The 19,095-nt window shown below is 63.3% G+C and carries 19 protein-coding genes; 14 read left to right on the forward strand and 5 right to left on the reverse strand.

Annotation, left to right across the window (positions count from 1 at the left end):
- Nucleotides 1-4: 4 nt before the first annotated feature.
- From DOM58_RS01675 to DOM58_RS01700, 5 genes are all read left to right on the forward strand, one after another.
- A complete protein-coding gene (locus DOM58_RS01675; protein WP_110691530.1) occupies nucleotides 5-2,398 on the forward strand; it encodes a tRNA(Met) cytidine acetyltransferase TmcA in 2,394 nt (797 codons plus the stop codon).
- 116 nt (nucleotides 2,399-2,514) lie between these two features.
- Nucleotides 2,515-3,990 carry an aminoacyl-histidine dipeptidase gene (locus DOM58_RS01680; protein WP_110691531.1) on the forward strand — a complete coding sequence of 492 codons (1,476 nt, stop codon included), beginning with the start codon at nucleotides 2,515-2,517 and terminating at the stop codon, nucleotides 3,988-3,990.
- A gap of 396 nt (nucleotides 3,991-4,386) precedes the next feature.
- Nucleotides 4,387-4,680: a hypothetical protein gene (locus DOM58_RS01690; RefSeq protein WP_075562194.1), complete on the forward strand. Its 294-nt coding sequence runs from the start codon at nucleotides 4,387-4,389 to the stop codon at nucleotides 4,678-4,680.
- Between the two features lie 111 nt (nucleotides 4,681-4,791).
- Nucleotides 4,792-5,070, forward strand: a complete 279-nt coding sequence (locus DOM58_RS01695) for a type II toxin-antitoxin system RelE/ParE family toxin (protein WP_110691532.1) — start codon at nucleotides 4,792-4,794, stop codon at nucleotides 5,068-5,070.
- A 15-nt stretch (nucleotides 5,071-5,085) separates the two neighbouring features.
- On the forward strand, nucleotides 5,086-5,367 hold the full coding sequence (locus DOM58_RS01700; protein WP_425353380.1) for a HigA family addiction module antitoxin: 282 nt from the start codon (nucleotides 5,086-5,088) through the stop codon (nucleotides 5,365-5,367).
- A 159-nt stretch (nucleotides 5,368-5,526) separates the two neighbouring features.
- Here DOM58_RS01700 and DOM58_RS01705 read toward each other — a convergent pair whose 3' ends face one another.
- Both DOM58_RS01705 and DOM58_RS01710 read right to left on the reverse strand, forming a co-directional pair.
- Complete coding sequence (locus tag DOM58_RS01705) at nucleotides 5,527-6,819, reverse strand: App1 family protein phosphatidate phosphatase (protein WP_342588575.1); 1,293 nt, start codon at nucleotides 6,817-6,819, stop codon at nucleotides 5,527-5,529.
- 152 nt (nucleotides 6,820-6,971) lie between these two features.
- Complete coding sequence (locus DOM58_RS01710) at nucleotides 6,972-7,535, reverse strand: type 1 glutamine amidotransferase domain-containing protein (protein WP_075562253.1); 564 nt, start codon at nucleotides 7,533-7,535, stop codon at nucleotides 6,972-6,974.
- Nucleotides 7,536-7,793: 258 nt separating this feature from the next.
- Between DOM58_RS01710 and DOM58_RS01715 the strand changes: the two genes are divergently transcribed.
- Nucleotides 7,794-9,293 carry a DNA recombination protein RmuC gene (locus tag DOM58_RS01715; RefSeq protein ID WP_110691533.1) on the forward strand — a complete coding sequence of 500 codons (1,500 nt, stop codon included), beginning with the start codon at nucleotides 7,794-7,796 and terminating at the stop codon, nucleotides 9,291-9,293.
- A 62-nt stretch (nucleotides 9,294-9,355) separates the two neighbouring features.
- Here the strand turns inward: DOM58_RS01715 and DOM58_RS01720 are convergent, their stop codons facing one another.
- Together DOM58_RS01720 and DOM58_RS01725 are read right to left on the reverse strand one after the other, a co-directional pair.
- Nucleotides 9,356-9,835, reverse strand: coding sequence for a Dps family protein (locus tag DOM58_RS01720; RefSeq protein WP_075562198.1), 480 nt, complete (start codon nucleotides 9,833-9,835; stop codon nucleotides 9,356-9,358).
- A gap of 192 nt (nucleotides 9,836-10,027) precedes the next feature.
- Nucleotides 10,028-11,167: a glycerate kinase gene (locus DOM58_RS01725; protein ID WP_110691534.1), complete on the reverse strand. Its 1,140-nt coding sequence runs from the start codon at nucleotides 11,165-11,167 to the stop codon at nucleotides 10,028-10,030.
- 311 nt (nucleotides 11,168-11,478) lie between these two features.
- Between DOM58_RS01725 and DOM58_RS01730 the strand changes: the two genes are divergently transcribed.
- The 4 genes from DOM58_RS01730 to DOM58_RS01745 are packed head-to-tail and all read left to right on the forward strand — an operon-like array spanning nucleotide 11,479 to nucleotide 14,298.
- The gene (locus tag DOM58_RS01730; RefSeq protein ID WP_157957472.1) at nucleotides 11,479-12,063 is read left to right on the forward strand and encodes a hypothetical protein; all 585 of its coding nucleotides are present in this window, start codon (nucleotides 11,479-11,481) and stop codon (nucleotides 12,061-12,063) included.
- Nucleotides 12,060-12,521: a hypothetical protein gene (locus DOM58_RS01735; protein WP_110691536.1), complete on the forward strand. Its 462-nt coding sequence runs from the start codon at nucleotides 12,060-12,062 to the stop codon at nucleotides 12,519-12,521. Before DOM58_RS01730 ends, DOM58_RS01735 begins: the two co-directional genes overlap by 4 nt.
- On the forward strand, nucleotides 12,518-13,210 hold the full coding sequence (locus DOM58_RS01740; RefSeq protein ID WP_245392106.1) for a DUF1007 family protein: 693 nt from the start codon (nucleotides 12,518-12,520) through the stop codon (nucleotides 13,208-13,210). The genes DOM58_RS01735 and DOM58_RS01740 overlap by 4 nt, the downstream gene beginning before the upstream one ends.
- A complete protein-coding gene (locus tag DOM58_RS01745; RefSeq protein WP_110691537.1) occupies nucleotides 13,198-14,298 on the forward strand; it encodes a nickel/cobalt transporter in 1,101 nt (366 codons plus the stop codon). The genes DOM58_RS01740 and DOM58_RS01745 overlap by 13 nt, the downstream gene beginning before the upstream one ends.
- Nucleotides 14,299-14,346: 48 nt before the next feature.
- On the opposite strand, the gene DOM58_RS01750 is transcribed toward DOM58_RS01745, so the two are convergent.
- Nucleotides 14,347-14,772, reverse strand: a complete 426-nt coding sequence (locus DOM58_RS01750) for an HIT domain-containing protein (RefSeq protein ID WP_110691538.1) — start codon at nucleotides 14,770-14,772, stop codon at nucleotides 14,347-14,349.
- 222 nt (nucleotides 14,773-14,994) lie between these two features.
- Between DOM58_RS01750 and DOM58_RS01755 the strand changes: the two genes are divergently transcribed.
- From DOM58_RS01755 to DOM58_RS01770, 4 genes are all read left to right on the forward strand, one after another.
- On the forward strand, nucleotides 14,995-15,126 hold the full coding sequence (locus DOM58_RS01755; RefSeq protein WP_075562204.1) for an entericidin A/B family lipoprotein: 132 nt from the start codon (nucleotides 14,995-14,997) through the stop codon (nucleotides 15,124-15,126).
- 193 nt (nucleotides 15,127-15,319) lie between these two features.
- On the forward strand, nucleotides 15,320-16,129 hold the full coding sequence (locus tag DOM58_RS01760; protein WP_110691539.1) for a formate dehydrogenase accessory sulfurtransferase FdhD: 810 nt from the start codon (nucleotides 15,320-15,322) through the stop codon (nucleotides 16,127-16,129).
- A 301-nt stretch (nucleotides 16,130-16,430) separates the two neighbouring features.
- Nucleotides 16,431-18,782: an FdhF/YdeP family oxidoreductase gene (locus DOM58_RS01765; RefSeq protein WP_110691540.1), complete on the forward strand. Its 2,352-nt coding sequence runs from the start codon at nucleotides 16,431-16,433 to the stop codon at nucleotides 18,780-18,782.
- A complete protein-coding gene (locus tag DOM58_RS01770) occupies nucleotides 18,775-19,062 on the forward strand; it encodes a MarR family transcriptional regulator (RefSeq protein ID WP_110691541.1) in 288 nt (95 codons plus the stop codon). Before DOM58_RS01765 ends, DOM58_RS01770 begins: the two co-directional genes overlap by 8 nt.
- The last annotated feature ends 33 nt before the right edge of the window (nucleotides 19,063-19,095 follow it).

The following is a 19,095-nucleotide window of genomic DNA, read 5'->3' on the forward strand; positions in this document are numbered from 1 at the left end:
CTCCATGTCGACGCCGATTTCCGTTCCAACGCCGCAGGCGGACTCTGCACTCACCCAGTGGCTGGCGGATCGCCGCGATGGCCTGAGCCGACGGCGCTGGCGCGGCGTGCTGTGGATTGCCGACGACGCTTCGAATGCAGTCCGCAAGGCGATGGCCTGGATCGCATCGGCCGATTGGCAATCGCCGCTATGGATCGGCCCCGAGCTGCCGGAGTTGCCGAAAAGCCTGGCGCGATTGAGTGCTTCCCGCGCCCGCAGCCAACTGGGCAGCGAGCACGATCTGGTGGTGTTCGATGCGGTTTCCGCACAATCCGGGTTCGATCCGGACGCCTTCGGGGCCATCAGCGGCACCGTCCTGGCCGGGGGCTGGCTGGTGCTGCTGACGCCGAAGCACTGGCAGCAGCCTACCGGCGCAAACTGGCTGCCGGACGCCGACTATCGACGGATGGCGCACTGGCCCCACGATGCAGCAACCCTGTCGACGCACTACCTGCAGCGCCTCGCCGGCAGGCTTCGAGACAGCGCCGATCTGGCGGTGTGGCCGCCTGATACCGCGTTGCCGCTTTCGTCTTCAGCGGTCTTCTCCGATTCAGAGTTCGAACCGGACTCTCGCATCGATGAGCGCGTCGACGACCGCGACTGTTTGACTCGGGATCAGGCAGCGGCGGTGTCGCGGCTGACGCGGATGCGCCGCCGCCGCCCGGTGGTGCTGATCGCCGACCGTGGCCGCGGCAAGAGTGCCGCGCTGGGCATCGCAGCGGCGCGCCGCCTGATGCAAGGCGAGCGTCGACTGTGGATCACGGCGTCGAGTGTCGTTGCAGTCGAGGCCGTGTTCGAGCGGCTGGCGCAACTGTTGCCAGACGGCCGCCGCGAATCGAACCGTTTCGAGGTCACCTTGGATGGCCGCGACTGCTGCGTGGAGTGGCTGCCCCCTGAGCAGGTAACGGCAGCGCTGGCGGCGGCCGATATCGATGCGCAATCTCCGCCGACGTTGTTCGTCGACGAGGCGGCAGCGATTCCCGCCGCGCGGCTGATCGCCTGGTTGCGCCGCTTTCCGCGCATCGCCTTCGCCACGACCGTGCACGGCTACGAAGGAACCGGGCGCGGGTTCGAGGTGCGACTGCGCGATGCGCTGGATCGGCTGACGCCGGAGTGGAAGCGGCTGACGCTGCAGACACCGATCCGCTGGAATGCTGGCGATCCGTTGGAAACGCTGACTCGCGATCTGCTGTGTCTGGATGCCGAGATCGCCTCGGACGATTCCGTTTCGAACGCCATGCGCGCATCGGTCAGCTATGAATGGCTGGACCGAGCATCGCTGGCTCGGGACGAGGCCTTGTTGAACCCGGTCTTCGGGCTGCTGGTGCAGGCCCACTATCGCACCTCGCCCAGCGATCTGCGTCAGCTGTTGGATGGGCCCGATGTTCAACTGCTGGCGGTTTTTGCCGGCGAGGCCGGGGAAAAGCACGTGGTGGGGCTGTGCGTGGTGCAGCAGGAGGGCGGCTTCGACGCCGAACTGGCCAATGCCATCTATCATGGGCAACGGCGCCCGCGGGGTCATCTGCTGGCACAGTCGCTGGCCACCCACGGCGGTTTCGAGGCCGCCGCGCTCGCGCGTTGGTGGCGCATCATGCGCATTGCCGTGCATCCCGCGGTCCGACGTCGAGGGCTGGGTGCGGCAATGATCGAACAGGTTGCGAGCGCGGTACGGGGTCATGGCCTCGATCGCCTGGGTGTGAGCTTCGGCGCCGAGCCGGCGCTGATTCATTTCTGGCGTCAGCAAGGTTTCAGCACGTTGAGAATCGGGCTGACGCGGGAGGCCTCCAGCGGCGAACCGGCGCAGATGATGGGCCGCGGGCTGACGCTCGACGCCGAACAGGCCACGGCTCGCATGAACGCGGACCACGTCTGCCAGTTGCCGGATCTGCTGGCCGATACGCTGCGTGACATCGAACCCCTCGTCGCGGCGGCCTGGCTGCATGAGGGAGCGGCGGCATCGCTGCCTGACGATCTGCCGGAACGAATCGCCTGGTTTGCCGCGGGCGGCGGCGAACTGGCGCTGGTGCGACCCTGGCTGCGGCTTGCCTGGCTCGTTTGGTGGCGGCAACAGCCACCGACCAGCGTTCCGCAGACGCTCGAGTCCGATCGCGCGGGCGGTTTCTCGGCTGACGGGGGAGAGAACCCGGATCTAACGGAAGCGCCTCACGTGGCTGCCGCGGTAGCGGCGCTGTTCCAGTATCGGGACGGCGCACTGTCATCGCGGGGGCGGCGTGAGCAGCAGGGCGCGGCGCGCCGGCTGGCGGCGGCCCTGCTGGCATGGATCGCCGAGAATGAGGGCGAAAAGCCCGGAAAGAGCGCCGGCCGGCCGGATATGGTCAAGCCGCAACTAGACGAGTAAGGTGTTGGCACCTCAAAACGAGCCGCGGTTTGCGCCGCCGGCTCAGATTTCTTTCATCACTCTTTCGACACCCGTTGCGGCGAGCTGCTCGCCGCGCGACGAGGCTGGAATCGACCATGAACGATCATCTGCTGCAACTCTCTCCCGAGCCCGTGTGGCGTCATTTTCGTACGCTCTGCAATACGCCGCGCTCCTCAGGTCACGAAGCGAAACTGGTCGAGATTCTGGAACGCTGGGCCGACGACAATGGTCTGACCCACGACCGCGACAGCTACGGTAATCTGCGGATCCGCCGAGCCGCGAGCCCCGGCTGCGAGTCGGTGCCCGGCGTGATCCTCCAGGGCCATCTCGACATGGTTACCCAGGCCAACAGCGATCACCCCCACGATTTCCTCAACGACCCGCTCGATACCTACGTCGAAGATGGCTGGCTGCATGCCCGCGGTACCACGCTCGGTGCCGACAACGGTCTCGGCGTGGCGGCGGCGCTGGCGATTCTGGAAGCGGATGATATCGACCACGGCCCGATCGAGGCGCTGTTCACGCTGGAAGAAGAGACCTCGCTGCAGGGTGCGCTGTCGCTGGACGAAGGTTGGCTTGAAGGGCGCTACCTGCTCAATCTCGATTCCGAGGATCGGGGCGAGGTCTACATCGGCTGCGCCGGCGGTGCCGATGTGGTCGTCGATGCCGATCTGCCGATGCGCGGATGCGACGAAGAAGAGGTGATGCGCAAGATCTCCCTGACCGGGCTGGTCGGCGGGCATTCCGGGGCGGATATCCACAAGGAGCGCGGCAACGCCAACCAGCTGCTGGTCCGTGCACTGCGCGGGCTGAGCGATCTGGAAATTCGCCTGGTGGACTACCACGGCGGCACGCTGCGCAACGCCCTGCCTCGCGAGGCATTCGCCACCATCGTGGTCGACGAGCATCATTTGCCGGCCGTGGAAGAGACACTGACCACATTGCAGGCGCTCTATCGCGAAGAATTGGCGGGCGTGGACGACGGCGTGACGCTGTCGCTGTCACCTGCAGCGACCTCCTGCGAAGAGGCCGAAGCGCTGACCGATACCGCCACTCAGTTGCTGGTCGCCGCCCTGCACGCCGCGCCTCACGGCGTCGACCGCATGAGCGTCGAAGTGCCGGGCGTGGTCGAGACCTCCAACAATCTCGGCGTCGTCTCGCTGGAGAACGGGCGTTTCCATCTCTGCGCGCTGGTACGTTCGCTGCGCGATAGCGCGACGCTCAACCTGGCCGACCGTTTCACCGCGCTGTTCGGCCTGATTGGCGCCCAGACGCGGGTCGAAAACGTCTATCCAGGCTGGACGCCGAGCGCCGACAGCACGCTGCTGACGCGCTTCCGTCGCTTGCATCGAGAAGAACTGGGCGAGGATCCGGCGGTCAAGGTGATCCACGCCGGGCTCGAGTGCGGCATCATCGGCGGCAAGTATCCGCAGCTGGAAATGATCTCCTTCGGCCCGGTGATTCGCGGCGCGCATTCACCGACCGAGCGCACCGAGCTTTCATCCGTCGAAGAGTTCTGGAAAGTCCTCAAGGCCCTAGTGGCGGATATAGCCTCCGGCAAGGCCGCCTGAAGCCGACCTGAAGCTAAACATGGCGAGCGGTTCTCTCGTAGCAATTCAAGAGACCGTTCGCCACGGGTGAAAGCCCATTCCCTCAAGCGCCTTCCTAGTATTACACGGTCATTTTCAGTAGCCATCGCACCGAGGGAAACAATAGTTAAGGGGAAATGGAAGACGGGATGATTGAGTTGGTTTCAGCTCAATCTAGCTTCTTGGGTATGGAGTTCGTCCAGCGGATTTGGGCATCACTGTATCCTACTGGGGAAGCTGGGAGACCATTGCCAATTGGAAAAGAATGCAGAGCATCGAGAAGCTCAGCGACTTGCCACCAAAAAGTACTTTAACTTCGGGTTCGTGTTGCGAGATTAAAGCGAGAGTGCTGCATTTAAACAGTCAATAAGGATGCGTATGGCGATCAATTACATCATCTATGCTCTAGGTATGAAGGGTCAAGTGATTGACAGGGTATTCGTTCCTTACCGGGAGAGAGACGGTGGTTTTCCCATTTTCTCTGAAGAGCTTTACCGGAAAAACGGAAGCGACAGGATCCAGAAAGCGGAGAACAAAGTTTCCGGAATCATCGAGGTTGCCGAAGCAATTCACTACATGCGGCAGGGTGGTTATCGCTGGAGACTCAAGGAGTATGAGACTGGGCAATCCAACATTTTCAAACCCGAGCATCTTGTGGTACACGAGCTATGAGTTTGAATAAGGTGGGCACCGCGACGCCAAGCCGCAGTACTTCGTTGGCGCGCATTACTACTGGCTTTTGTGCGAATTGACACCTGATACGTTGCAGGGTACATTTAGGGCATGATCAGAAGCTTCAAACACAAGGGCTTGGCCAAATTCTTCGAGTCCGGTAGTACCGCAGGGATCCAGGCTGCCCATGCAAAGAGGCTTCGGCTTATTCTCGGTAGGCTCAATGCGGCGACAGGCGCCGAAGATATGGATTTGCCGGGCCTTCGACTCCACAAGCTTTCCGGTAATCGGACTGATGTTTGGTCGGTGACGGTAAGCGGAAACTGGCGCGTGACGTTCCGGTTTGAAGATGGAGACGCCGAGATAGTGAACTATGAAGATTATCACTGAGGTGCTCTTATGTTGATGCACAACCCGCCCCACCCAGGTGAAGTCATACGAGAGCTTTGTCTGGAACCCCTTGGCCTATCAGTAACCGCAGCTGCGGAAGCGCTAGGCGTAACCCGAAAAACGTTAAGTGCCGTTCTGAATGGAAAGGCCGGCATTAGTCCGGAAATGGCGATCCGGCTTTCTATTGCTTTTAATACCTCGTCAGAGAGCTGGCTAATCCAACAGTCTCAATATGAGCTTTGGCATGCCGAGCAGCATCGAAAAGATCTTAGAGTCAAGAGGCTAGTTGCCGCATAGGAAAGCGATATCACCAAGTCTCGCGCCGTTTATGGCGCGTTAACTCGCATCAATTCATTTCCATAGACCAGACGCCCAGCAGTTGGGCTGGCCCCATTGTCTGCAAAAGGCGTTAATTCAGGGGCGGTAGTAAAGGCGGTGACAGCCGCTTATCGGTTGTCATTCTCCCCGCTGTTGGCGCGTGTCCTCGCGTACCGCCTCGCAACCTTGCTCAGAGATATATCCCTTCGAGAGCGCGTGCTCCGCCATGCTGACGCTGTCGTGGGCCAGTATCAGCTCGCACCCTGCCTGCTTGACCTCGTTGGCCAGCGCTTCGATCGCGGCATCTCGTTCCGGGTCGTTGTCGACCTTGCGAATGTAGATGGCGCGTACACGATCCGGGTGCGCCTTGACGATTTCGGCGTAGACCTCGGGATCCCGCTGGCCGCTGTCGCCGATGAGGATGAACGGCAGCGTATCGTAGAGCGCCAGCATGTTGTTGATCACATCGGACTTGTGGTCCTGTGCCTTGCGTGGCCAAGGGCGCTTCAGCGTCATGCCCCATTCGCGCAGGAACAGGATCGGCCCGACCGGAATATTGTTCATGTTGAAGAAAGTCTCGAGCACTTCGTAGATGGCCCATGGCCCCCGCGATACGTAGAGCATGGGGCGCTTGCGATTCTCTTCGGCGCCACCGTAGAGCGCGCGATACAGGGCGGAGACGCCGGGAAAGGCCGTGCGTCGATCGGCCTTTTCCATGAACAGCCGATAGAGCATCTTCAGCTTGTTGGCGACACCGGTGTACATCACGGTGTCGTCGATATCGCTGATCACGATCAGGTCGGTGCTGGCCGGTGGAATATAGATTTCGGTTTCGGTGCTGATGGCGTCGTCTTCCGAGACCACCTGCAGCTTGACCGTATGCCAGATCGCGTCGGCGGGAAGCGTGTGGGTGATATCGACATGGGCGTGGAAATAGCCGTCACGGTCGGTGGTGACGGTGGCGTGAGTCGCGCCCATCCGGATATCGACGCGGGCATCTCTGACACCGTGCCTGACGACGCGGCGGGCGACATCGACCAGGTCGCTGGCGACACCGCCTTGCTTCCAGCCCGCCAACCGGCCGGGTTGCCGAAACACGCGACCCATGATGAAGGCTTCCGAATGCGAGCCATAGCCGCGATACGGGTGCACGATGACGCCGCCTTCACCCTTGTCTCCCCGCATGGGGCGGATGAAGATTCGAACCAGTTTCTTGGTGAAATGGACGAGCTTGGCAACGAACAGCCGGGGCAGCGAATTCGATTCCGAAGCGGAATCGGCGCTGAAACGCTCGTGGGATCGCTCTCTGGAACGGCTTCCGGAGCTGTCACCGCCAGCACTGCTACCGGCGCTTTCACCAGAATTGCCACCAGAACTGTCGCTTGAACTATTGGCAGAGGTGTCGGCGGAAATGTCGGAAGAGTGGGGCACGATGAGAGGCAATCCTAGGTTTGGTTAACCGTGAGTATGGGAACTCGGGGGCCATCGTGCAAAGTCTGACGGAGAATCGGGCAAAATGAGGGAGCCTGACGCAAGAACGCCCACCAAAAGGCGGGCGTTCGTTCAGCCATGTCCGAAGACGATCAGGCGTGCTGTTTGCTGTGACGCCCTTCGGCCAGCTCTTCCAGCAGCTTGGCATTGAAGTCGTCGAGATCCTTCGGCGTGCGGCTGGTGACCAGGCCGCTGTCGACCACGACGGATTCGTCGACCCAGGCAGCACCGGCGTTCTTCAGATCCTGCGCGACTGACGGCACCGAGGTCATCTTGCGACCCTTGACGACTTCGGCGTTGATCAGGATCCACGGCGCGTGGCAGATCGCGGCGACCGGCTTGCCGGCTTCGAAGAAGGCCTTGACGAAGCTGAGCGCGGTGTCGTTCAGGCGCAGAGTGTCCGGATTGAACAGGCCACCGGGCAGTACCAGCGCGTGATAGTCGGCGGCGCTGACGTCGCTGAGACTCTTGTCGGCTTCGTAGGTGTCGCCCCAGTCCGTTTCGGCCCAGGCGCGGATGCCCTTGCCGTCCGGCGTGATCACGTGGGTTTCGACACCCTGACTTTGCAGCGCGGCGCGCGGTGCGGAGAGTTCGGATTCCTCGAAGCCATCGGCGGCGAGAATTGCGACACGTTTGCCATTGAGTTGCTGAGCCATCTTGACCTCCTGGTCCTGGTAAATCGGCTCGATAAATCGGCTGGATATATCGGCTGATGTTTCCCTCAATCACAAGCCCATGGGCCGTCCCGGTCCATGTCTCGGCTTACTCCTAAAGTTTGGGATAGTCTGAATAAAGTTCAAGGGAAAATCGGGGCTTTCGATGCCATGGCTTGCGCTGGGTCAATAACTTGCGGATGGTGGCGCCGCAATGGCGTCGAGGTCAGAAGAAGGCAAAGCGATGAGTAAGGCGAAACGATGAATGTAGCGGGGGAGTGGCTGTCGGGCGGCGGTCTTGTCATGGTGTCGCTGCTCGGGTTGATGGTAGTGGTGTTGGGCGTCGGTCTGCTGTGGCAGCGGCAGCGCTGCATGAGCGAGAGGGAAACGCTCCAGTCCCGTTTGCAGGCCAGCGAGGCTCAGTGCCTGCGCCTGGAGCACGAGCTGGCCCAGAGCGACAGCCAGCAGGACGATCTTCGCGAGCGTCAGGCCCAACTTCAGCAGCAGTTGGTCGCCCGCGAACAGCAGCTCGAGGCGCTCAATGAACGTCTGGCCACGCTGCGTGAGCAGTACGGTCGGTTGGAGACCCGCCACGAGCAGCAGCAGAACCAGCATGCCGAACAGCTTCAACTACTCGAGCAGGCGAAAACGCGGCTGGGCCACGAGTTCGAATCGCTTGCCGGGCGCATTTTCGACGAGCGCCAGCGCGCCTACAGCGCACAGAGCCGGGATAGTCTGGAGGCGCTGCTGAAGCCGTTTCGCGAGCAGGTCAGCGGCTTTCGTCAGCGTCTTGAAGAGATCCACGGTCAGGAAGTGCGCGAACGCACCACGCTCAAGGTGCAGATCGATCAACTCGCTTCGCTCAACCGCCAGATCACCGAAGAAGCCGCCAATCTCACCCGCGCCCTGAAGGGCGACAAGAAGATGCAGGGCAACTGGGGCGAGATGATGCTGGAGTCGGTGCTGGAACGCTCCGGTCTGCGGCGGGATATCGAATACCGCCGCGAGGTCTCGATCGACGGCGAGCACGGGCGTCAGCGTCCGGATGCGATCATCTATCTGCCGGACGACAAGCATCTGATCGTCGATGCCAAGGTCTCGCTCAACGCCTATGTGCGCTACGTCAACGCCGAAGACGAGGTCGAGCGCGAGCAGGCGCTACGTGCGCATGCGCAGGCGGTGAGAAGCCATATCGAGTCGCTTTCCGGGCGTGACTATCCGCAGCTGCCGGGACTGCGCTCGCCGGATTTCGTGTTCCTGTTCATGCCGGTGGAGCCAGCCTTTGCGGTCGCCTTCCAGCATGACGAAAGCCTGTTTCAGGACGCATTTTCCCGCGACATCATCGTGGTCACGCCGACCACGCTGCTGGCCAGCCTGCGCACCGTGGCGAGCCTGTGGAATCTCGAGCGCCAGAACGAGAACGCGCGGCATATCGCCGAGCGTGCCGGCAAGCTGCTCGACAAGTTCCAGGGGTTCGTTTCGAGTCTCGAGGATGTGGGCCGGCATCTGGGGCGGGCGCAGGGCAGTTACGATCAGGCGATGGGGCGGCTGTCGACCGGCCAGGGCAGCCTGGTCGGCCAGGCGCTGGCGCTCAACAAGCTGGGCGTTCGGATGAAGCGCGATCTACCGGCGCATCTGACTCGCGATGCCGAGGACGATATCGACAACGAGCCGGGCGAACCGGAAGACGACGACGAATCAAGGCAGGTCGAGGATTCCAGCCGTGATCCCCGGTCGTCTGATGATGGCCCGGCCTCGTAAACGCAGACCGCCGCCCGGGTGGGCGGCGGTCATCGACAGCGATCGGTTCGCGCGGGAGAGGTTCAACCCAGGTAGGCGTTGAGCATCCACACGGTCTTTTCCTGCTCGCGGATGTAGTCGCTGGCCAGAGAGGCGGTGCCTTCGTCATCGGCATCGCTGGCCTGGGAGAGCAGCTCGCGCTGGAGCTCGATCAGGACCTGAAAACCTTCCACCAGCCCGCGCACGCACTGCTTGCCGTCGGCAACCTGCTTGTCTTCCTGGATCTGGGAGATCTTGGCGTAGTCGCTGTAGGCATGCAGCGGCTGGTAGCCCAGGGTCAGAATGCGTTCGGCGACTTCGTCGACCTTGGTCAGCAGATCGGTGTAGATCTCCTCGAACTTGGCGTGAAGCTCGAAGAACTGCTCGCCCTTGACGTTCCAGTGATAGCCGCGGGTGTTCATATAGAACACCTGATAGTTGGCCAGCAATCCGTTGAGTCGCTCCGCGAGCTGCTGGGCGCTGGACGCGTGCAAACCTATCGCATTGGTATCGGTATCGGACATGGTATCTCTCCTGGAAAGTGATGGTGAGAGTGTAACCGGGCGCTCTCCGGAGACCCATCCAAGTGTCGGTATGGCTTGGATAGCGTCGTTCTATCAGGATGTTAAGCGCGTTTCGAAGCGTGTTTCGTACCCATGTATGTCAGGGCAACATGACCAAAAGACAAGTCTCGCGTGAGTTCGTCCCAGGGTGCGTCACCGGTTGGCGCCGACACGCCAGAGCCTGGCCAGCGTGCGCGCGCGATCACTCAGCAGTTCGCCGCAGCGGGCCAGGGCCTCGTCCAGCGTGATCGGGCCGTCCGCCAGGGCGAACGCGGCGGTGATGCCGTGTTCGAACGCGTCCTGCCACTGATCGCCGAGGCGCCCGACCAGAGCGACGGTGGGTACGCCGAAGCGCTCGGCGCGGCGGGCGATACCGATCGGCGTCTTGCCGGAAAGGCTCTGGCCGTCCAGCTGGCCCTCGCCGGTGATGACCCAGTCGGCATCGGCCAGCAGCGTGTCGAACTCAACCTGCTCCATCACCAGCTCGATGCCGGGGCGCAGGGTGGCACCGAGGAAGGCGCGAGCGGCGAAGCCCATGCCGCCGGCGGCACCGGCGCCGGGCAGTTCGCGGAAATCCACGTCGAGTACGTTGGCGGCAAGATCGGCGAAGTGCGCCAGCGCCCGGTCGAGCCGGGCGACATCGGCTTCCGTCGCTCCCTTCTGGGGGGCGAAGATGGCGCTGGCGCCGCGCGGCCCGAGCAACGGATTGTCGACGTCGACCGCGGTCTGCACTTCAAGCTCGGCCAGGCGTGGGTCGAGACCGTCGAGATCCAGCGTCTCCAGGTCGGCCAGCGCAGCCCCGCCCGGGGGAAGCGGCTGACCTTCGCGATCGAGCAGGCGCGCACCGAGCGCGGCCAGCATGCCGGCACCGGCATCGTTGGTGGCGCTGCCACCCAGCGTCAGCACCAGCGACCGGGCGCCGGCATCCAGCGCGGCCAGAATCAACTGACCGACCCCGAAGGTGGTGCTATGTAGCGCGGTACGCTCGCCGCGCTCGAGCTGCTGCAGGCCGCTGGCCTCGGCGAGTTCGACGAATGCGGTGCGCGAGGCTTCGTGCCAGCCCCAGGCCGCGGTGGCTTCACGACCCAGCGCATCCTGCACGGTCGCTGTACGCCGCTCGGCATCCGTCGCCGCCAGCAGCGCATCCAGCGTCCCCTCGCCGCCGTCGCCCATCGGGCACTGATGGAGGGTGGCGTCGGGCAGTTCCTGCCGCAGGCCGGCGGCGATGGCGGCGGCGGCATCGCGGGCGGAGAGCGCATCCTTGAAGCTATCGGGGGCGATGACGATGTTCATGGCATCCTCGGCTGGGAGTGAATCGGGGCGGATTGTGGCTCTGGTCAGCATAACGTCGTTCGCGGTTGGCGGCGACGGGCGCGTCAGGGCGCCGCGATCGAGATGCACACAAGACACGAGCGGGACTTAAGCACGACTTATGCGAGAGACAAGCGGGACTGAAGCGAGACACTAGCGAGACGCAGACGTCGTACCTCCCTGGCGCAGAATGATGGAGGTTCGACGACATCGAAAAGGGGAGGGGACCGTGGATTGGCAGGCGGGAAAATGGCATGCTGAACACTGTTCGCAATCCCTGCGAGGTGGCTGTCATGAACGATCGATTTCGTCGAGCTAGGCGCTGGTCGAGTCTCTGCATCGGGCTCGCGATGTTGAGCGGATGCCAGGCGCTGTCGGCGCCGGGACCTACCTCGTCGGCGGGCGGCGACGTGCTACCGAGCGCCTGTCGCTGGCCTGCCAGCGGTGACTCGCTCGAACGTCTGCGGGCGACCCGCGACGCCCTCGAAAGCCAGGGCTACGCGATCCTGGACACCGATGCCACCCTGGGCCTGGTCAGCGCCGAGCGCAAGACCGCACAGCCGGGCCTCGGCGCCGTGAACAGCCCGTTCGGGCGTACCGGCTTCTGGGGCGGTTTCGGCCTGGGTGGCCGGCACGGTTATTCGTTAGGTCTGTTCCAGAACTTCGGCGGCGGCTACAACACCGATCCGGTCCAGATCGAGCGTGTTTCGGTGGTGACGCCGGACGCGACCACCCTGGTCGATCGTGACTCGGTGGTGGTCGACTACAACGGCTATCTGATCGATGCGCGCAGCTACAACCAGCCCTCGTTCTGCCAGCAGCTACATCAGGATATTGAATCTCGCCTGAACCAGCCCACTGCGGGAGCGGCCCCATGAGCCATCGTGAAATGACGACACGGCATGACGCCATCAATGGGCGATTCGGTGTTCGACGAATCGTCGGGCCGGGTCTGTTGTTCGGAAGCCTGCTGATCGCAAGCCTGTTGCTGACTGCCTGCGCAGTGTCGCCCCAGGCGCAGCCGAGAAGCATCGCGGTGCAGGCGACCGCCGACGAGACGCTCAAGGCGACACTCGCGATGCTGGCGGAGCGCGGGTTCGTGATTCGTCATGGCGATGGCGACCTGGGCCAGATCGATGCCGTGCTGGCGTCGCGCTCCGGTTACGAGATGCACGCCAAAGTCACCAGCGGTGGCGAACGCCCGCCGGGGCTGGTTCTGCAGAACGGCAATACCTATCTCACCTTGAGCGGTCGGCGCGGCGGGCATCCGCTGGAAGCGGTCGAGCTCGATCCTCTTTTCATCGATGTTCAGAATCGGCTGGGGTTGTTGCCTTGAGAAAATGGACGCTGCTGCGCGGCTGGCGTGGACTGGGAATTGGCGTGGCGATCGGGCTCTCGGCAGGGGCCCCTTCGACGGCCATGGCGCATCCCCATGGCTGGGTCGACCTGAGCGTCGAAGGCGTCTTCGACGGCCAGGGCGATCTGACTGCTCTGCGCCAACGCTGGCGCATGGATCCGTTCTACAGCCAGGTGGTGATGGAGGACATGGCGCAAGTGAAAGGCGAGACCACGATGGCGCAGCGGCTCGACGCGCTGGGTGTCGAGATCCGCAACAATCTCGAGACGAACGATCATCTCACCCATATCACGCTGCACGGCAAGCCGGTGGCCCAGGGAACGGTGACCGATACCAATACCGAATATCGCGACGAGCGCCTGATCTTCAGCTTCGTGCTGCCGTTGGCCAAACCCCAGGCGATGGCGGGGCAGACGTTGCGCTATCGGATATTCGACTCGACCTACTACATCGAAATGCTCCACGAGGCCAATGCCGACGGCTCCCAGCCGCTGCCCAGTGCGCTGACGCTGGAAAATGCCCCTCAGGGTTGCCATACGCGGATTCTCAAGGCCGATCCGGACCCCGATAAGGTGATGGAGGCCTCGATGCTGGATACGACCCAGCAGGGCGAGCCCAACCTGGGCCAGTTCTTCGCCGAAACCGGAGAGATTACGTGTCCCGGTTGAGCGTGGTGGCCAGATTGCTGATCCCGCTGGTCCTGCTGGTTGCCATTGGCATTGCCGGCTATTCGCTGGGGTGGTGGCAACACGTCGCGGTCCAGATCGTGCTCTGGCAGGGCAAGCTCTACCACGCCCTGGTCGAGGCGGTCAGCGCGCTGAATCGCGCGCCGAGTTTCACCACCTGGAGCGTGCTGCTCGGCGTGAGCTTCGGCTATGGCGTCTTCCATGCGGCGGGACCGGGTCACGGCAAGGTGGTGCTGAGTACCTACCTGGCGTCTCAGGGCGGCGCCTGGCGCCGCGCGCTGGGGCTATCGGTGCTGGCGGCGCTGCTGCAGGGCGTCATGGCGATCGCGATCATCGGGGTGCTGGTCTTCGGGCTGGGATGGCTGACCCGGCAGGCGATGGGCAGTATCGATCAGGCTGAGCTAGCGAGCTTCGTGATCGTCTCGCTGGTCGGACTCTGGCTCTGCGTGCGCTCGCTACGCCGGCTATGGCGTTCGCGTCATATCGGCGCCGCCCCGGCGACCGTGCCCTCGGCCTTCACGCCGGTCACGCCCGGCTCGAGATCGAGTCATTCGTCGCTTGGGCCGGTGTTGCCGTCGCGCCACGCCCATCACGGCCATCACGCGCATTGCGGCTGCGGGCACGAACATCATATCGACCCGCGCGAGGCGGGAGACTGGCGGGTGGCGCTGCTGACGGTGCTGTCGATCGGCATTCGACCCTGTAGCGGTGCCGTGCTGCTGCTGGGCGCGGCCGCACTGCTGGATCAGTTCGGCAAGGGCGTCGTTGCGGTACTGGCGATGTCGCTGGGAACGGCGCTGACCGTCTCCTCGCTGGCCTTGCTCAGCGTGCTGGCACGGGACTGGGTCAAGCGTCATCTCAAGCCCACCGCCGCCAGCGGTCAGTGGCAGGCCTGGGTCGGTCTGGCGGGGGGCGCGCTGATACTGGTACTGGGCCTGTCGCTGACTCTGGCCCAGTGGCAGCAGGGACCGGCCGCCGCGCCACCCTTGCTGGGCGGGTCGATCTCCGGTGCCTCCAGCACGCAGCAGTCCGGTCAAATACCCGGTCCGTTTGGCCCTGGGCGAGGTTGACCCGCCGACTCGGCCCATGGGATCGCAGAGCCCTCTAAACGTCGTCGTCTAACGCGCGAGACCCGCTTCTTTTGCCAGCCGAGCGATCTCCGCACGGCGCTTCTCGAGCGCTTCGTCAGTATAGGCTTCGGCGCTGCCCTGGCCCCAGACCGGCCCGGGCCAGGCTGCGTCATTCTGAAAGCGCACGATCACATGGAGATGACATTGCGCCACTACATTGCCGAGCGTGGCGATGTTCAGCTTGTCGCCGCCGTAGTGGCTCATCATCGCCTGCCCCAGCTGGCTCGCTTCCTGCCATAGCGTCGCCTGCTCGTCGGCGCCCAGATCATAGACTTCGACGACCCGCTCGCGCTGGGGAATCAGAATCGCCCAGGGGTAGCGGGCATCCCGACTCAGGCGAACCTGACACAACGCCAGATCGATGACGTGGACGCTGTCCTGCTGTAGGCGCGAGTCGAGGGTGAAAGTGGGCATGAGGCCTCCGAGTGAGAACGATGAATGACGGGGGAAACGCCAGCTCCAGAACCGCTGACGGCGAGTCGGTGACCGGTAGCAGTTTAGACGCCAAATCCGGCAGTTAGACAAGTTGTCGTACGCCTTTGCGCGACTCTCTGCTACCTTGATGACAGGCCGATAACAAAACGGCCCGGATGAGCCACGAATTCATCCGCCCAAACCGTTAAGGAGGACGACACCATGAAACGCCTAATTGCTTTCTCTCTGTTCGCACTGTTCAGTGCCGGTATCCTGGCGGGCTGCAACACCGTCGATGGCGCAGGCAAGGACATCGAGAGCGGTGGCGAAGCCGTACAAGACGCCGCCAGCTGAGTTCGCGACGCCCGATCCCCAGGATCGGGCGTTTCGGTTGTATCGTTAGACTAGCCGTATCGTCAGACTAATCGTATCGTCAGACCGGTCGTTTCGTCAGCACGACCCCCGCGCCAGAAACCCCGCGTCTTCAACCTCACACGTGATATCGTTTCACTGCTTCCCGACGCCCGTCGATGGAATGGAGTGACCTATGACAGCGCCGTTATCCTCTCGCACTGAGAGCCCCTCGCAGGATCCCCAGCGCGAGCTCGATCCGTTGACGGCTTTCGAGGATGCCAGTGGCCTGGCGCACGATACGCTGCCCGGCCCGCAGGAATCGCCCGTCTCCATCGTTTTCAACGATACGGCTTACGCCACGGTACTGGCGACGCCGGATCAACTCGCGGCGCTGGCCGTCGGTTTCGCGTTCAGTGAAGGAGTGATCGATCGCTATGCCGATGTCGAAGCCGTCGACATCGAAACCAGCCGGCATGGCTTTCGGGTCCGCCTGCGGGTCGCCGAGCGGATCGCCAGACGTGCCGGGAGTCAGGCGAGGGCGACGCTATCGACCAGCGGCTGCGGGGCCTGCGGCGTGCAGGAAGAGTCGCAGCTCCTGTTTGGCTTGACCCGCCTGCCGGCCACGACCTTGCCCGAGACGACGACGATCGCCGCCGGGCTGGATGCGCTGCGAAACGAGTCCGCCCCCGGCGTGCATCTGGCTCTAGGGCTGTCCGAAACCGGTGCGATCATGACGGTGGGTCGCGATATCGGCCGCCACAACGCGCTGGACAAGGTGATCGGCGCCAGTCTGATCGCCGGCAACATGCCTGCGCTGGTGATGACCTCCAGCCGCTGTAGTCTGGAACTGGTGCAGAAAAGCGTTCGGGCGCGGATCCCGGCGCTGGCGACGCTCTCGTATCCCTCCCGGCTCGCGGTCGAAGTCGCGCGCAGCTGCAATCTGACGCTGATCAACTGCCATCGCGGCAAACGCCTCGAACTGCTGAGCCGCGGTGACGACTAGAAGTTCGCCCACTCCCCCCGGTTATCCTCAAGCGCAGCGCGTAACGGCCGATACGCTATCCCGTTTGGCGCGCAAGCCCCCGTTCGTCAGGTTATCGACAGCTGAAACGTTAGCGGCGTAATATACTTTGGTATTACGACCAATGTTCATGTCGGCTCCGTTGCTCATCCAGCGCGCGAGGCTTTCCTTGCGCCGATAGCGAATCCCGGTCTTCATCGCCGCCGCACTGCCGTGTGCCGGTGGCGGGCGCGTCTGTCACTGCCATTCCCGTTCGTCACCCCTCGAACGTGTAAGGAGAAGCATGTCCCAGTCCCAGCAGGAATCCAGCCCAGACGTGTCCAGTGCTGATACCACTCAGCCCGATGCGAAGGTATTCGCCTATCACAATCCGGCCGGTGGCTGGGGCGCGCTGAAGTCGGTGGGCAAGCATCTATTGCACAGCCGCTCGCCGGCGCTCAATGCGCGTTCGCTGTTCAAGCTCAATCAGCCGGACGGTTTCGACTGCCCGGGCTGCGCCTGGGGCGATCCGGAGCATGCGTCGTCGTTCGAATTCTGCGAGAACGGGGTCAAGGCGGTGACCTGGGAAGCGACCGCCAAGCGTGTCACGCGGCAGTTCTTCGCCAGGCACAGCGTCAGCGAATTAAAGACTTGGGACGACTATCGTCTCGAGGATCAGGGCCGTCTGGTCGAGCCGATGCGCTATAACGCCGAAACGGATCACTACGAGCCGATCGGCTGGGACGCGGCACTGGACCTGATTGCGGCGGAATTGAAGGCGCTGCCGTCACCGAATGACGGCATCTTCTATACCTCAGGCAAGGCATGTAACGAGTCCGCCTACGTGTTTCAACTGCTGGCGCGATTCTTCGGCACCAACAACCTGCCCGACTGCTCCAACATGTGCCACGAGGCCAGCGGCTCGGCGATGAACGCGGCGCTGGGGACCGGCAAGGGCAGCGTGCTGCTGGAAGATTTCGAGAAGGCGGAAGCGATCTTCGTCTTCGGTCAGAACCCCGGCACCAATCACCCGCGTATGCTGGGCGTGCTGCGGGAAGCGGCGGAACGTGGCGCGACCATCGTCACCTTCAATACGTTGAAGGAGCGCGGGCTGGAGAAGTTCGCCGATCCGCAGAAGCCGTTCGAGATGCTGCATAACGGCAGCCACCGCATCAGCAGCCACTACTTCCGGCCCAAGCTCGGTGGCGACATGGCGGTGGTGCGGGGCATGGCCAAGGCGCTGTTCGCTCGCGATGCCGCCGGAGACGACGTGCTCGACCACGACTTCATGGCCGAGCATACCGCGCATCTGCAAGCCTACCGCACCCGCGTCGAGGCGACCGACTGGGCGACGCTCGAAGACCAGTCCGGCCTGACGCGCGACGAGATGGAGCAGGCCGCCGAACTTTACGCGCGTTCCAACGCGACCATCGCCTGCTGGGCCATGGGGATCACCCAGCACGAGCACTCCGTGGCGACCGTGCGCGAGATCATCAACCTGCTGATGCTGCGTGGCAACATGGGCAAGCCGGGCGCCGGCCCGTCGCCGGTTCGTGGGCACTCCAACGTGCAGGGCGACCGTACCATGGGGATCTTCGAGAAACCCTCGAAGGCCCTGCTGGACGCTCTCGAAGCGCGTTATGCCCGAGCCATGCCGCAGGAATTCGGCGTGGACTCGGTGGCCGCGGTCAAGGCGATGCGTGACGCGCCGGGCAAGGTGTTCATTGGCCTGGGAGGCAACTTCACCCGCGCCATTTCCGATAGCGTCGTCACCGAGCAGGCCATGGCCAACTGCCGGCTGACCGCGTTCATCAGCACCAAGCTCAACCGCAGCCACCTGGTGACCGGCGAGCAGGCACTGATTCTGCCGTGCATCGGGCGTACCGAGATCGATGCCAACAGTGCGGGCAAGTCGCAGCTGATCACGGTGGAAGATTCGATGAGCATGGTGCACGGTTCCGCCGGGATCAATAAACCGGCAGACAAGTCGCTGCGCTCGGAAATCTTCATTCTGACCGGTATCGCCGAACGCTTGTTTGCCAACGATGAGCTCGGTAACGACGGGGTCGACTGGGCCTCGCTGCGCGAGGATTACGACGTCATTCGCGAGCATATCGCCGATGTCATTCCCGGCTTCGTGGACTTCAACCAGCGGGTTCGGCAGCCGCGCGGGTTCTGGCTGTCCAACTCGGTCGCCAGCCTCGAGTTCGCTACCGCGACCGGCAAGGCCGAGTTTTCCGACGACGCACTGCCGCAGGCCGTCATGCACCAGCGTCTGGCGAAACGCGACGGCTGGCTGACGCTACAGACGATGCGTTCGCATGACCAGTACAACACCACCGTCTACGGCTATAACGACCGTTATCGCGGCATCGAGGGCGGCCGTCAGGTGATCTTCCTCAACCGCGACGACATCGCGCGGCTGGGCTTCGAGGCCGGGCAGTGGGTCGATCTGGTCGGTGAGTCCGATGACGGCGTCACCCGACGTGTCGACGGTTTCAAGATCGTCGCCTACGACACGCCCCAGGGCTGTGCCGCCGCGTATTACCCGGAAACCAACCCGCTGCTGCCGTTGGATCACAAGGGCGTGCAGAGTCACACGCCGGCATCGAAATCCATCGCCGTGCGCCTGGAAGCCAGCACGCGACTTGCCTGAGCTTCCGGAACTCATCGAGCTGCAGCGCCAATGGGAGGCGCTGCAGATCGAGCATCCCGAGCTCGACCCGGGCGCGGCTCTGGTGCTGGTGGCGCTTCGGCAGTCCGATGCGCCGAGTGCCAGCGGCGTTTCCTCGGCGGTGCTGTCGCGCCACCTGGGACTCGAACATGCCCTGATCCGGCGCGCGGCGGCCGAGCTGGAGGCCGGCGGTTGGGTTACTGCCTGGCCGGCCGGTGGCGCCAGCCCTGCCTTGCGGTTGATTTTGACACCCACTTGCTGACTCAATGCCGGTATCGACGACTGTCGCGATCAT

Source organism: Salinicola halophyticus (assembly GCF_003206695.1).
GTDB classification, from domain to species: Bacteria; Pseudomonadota; Gammaproteobacteria; order Pseudomonadales; family Halomonadaceae; genus Salinicola; species Salinicola halophyticus.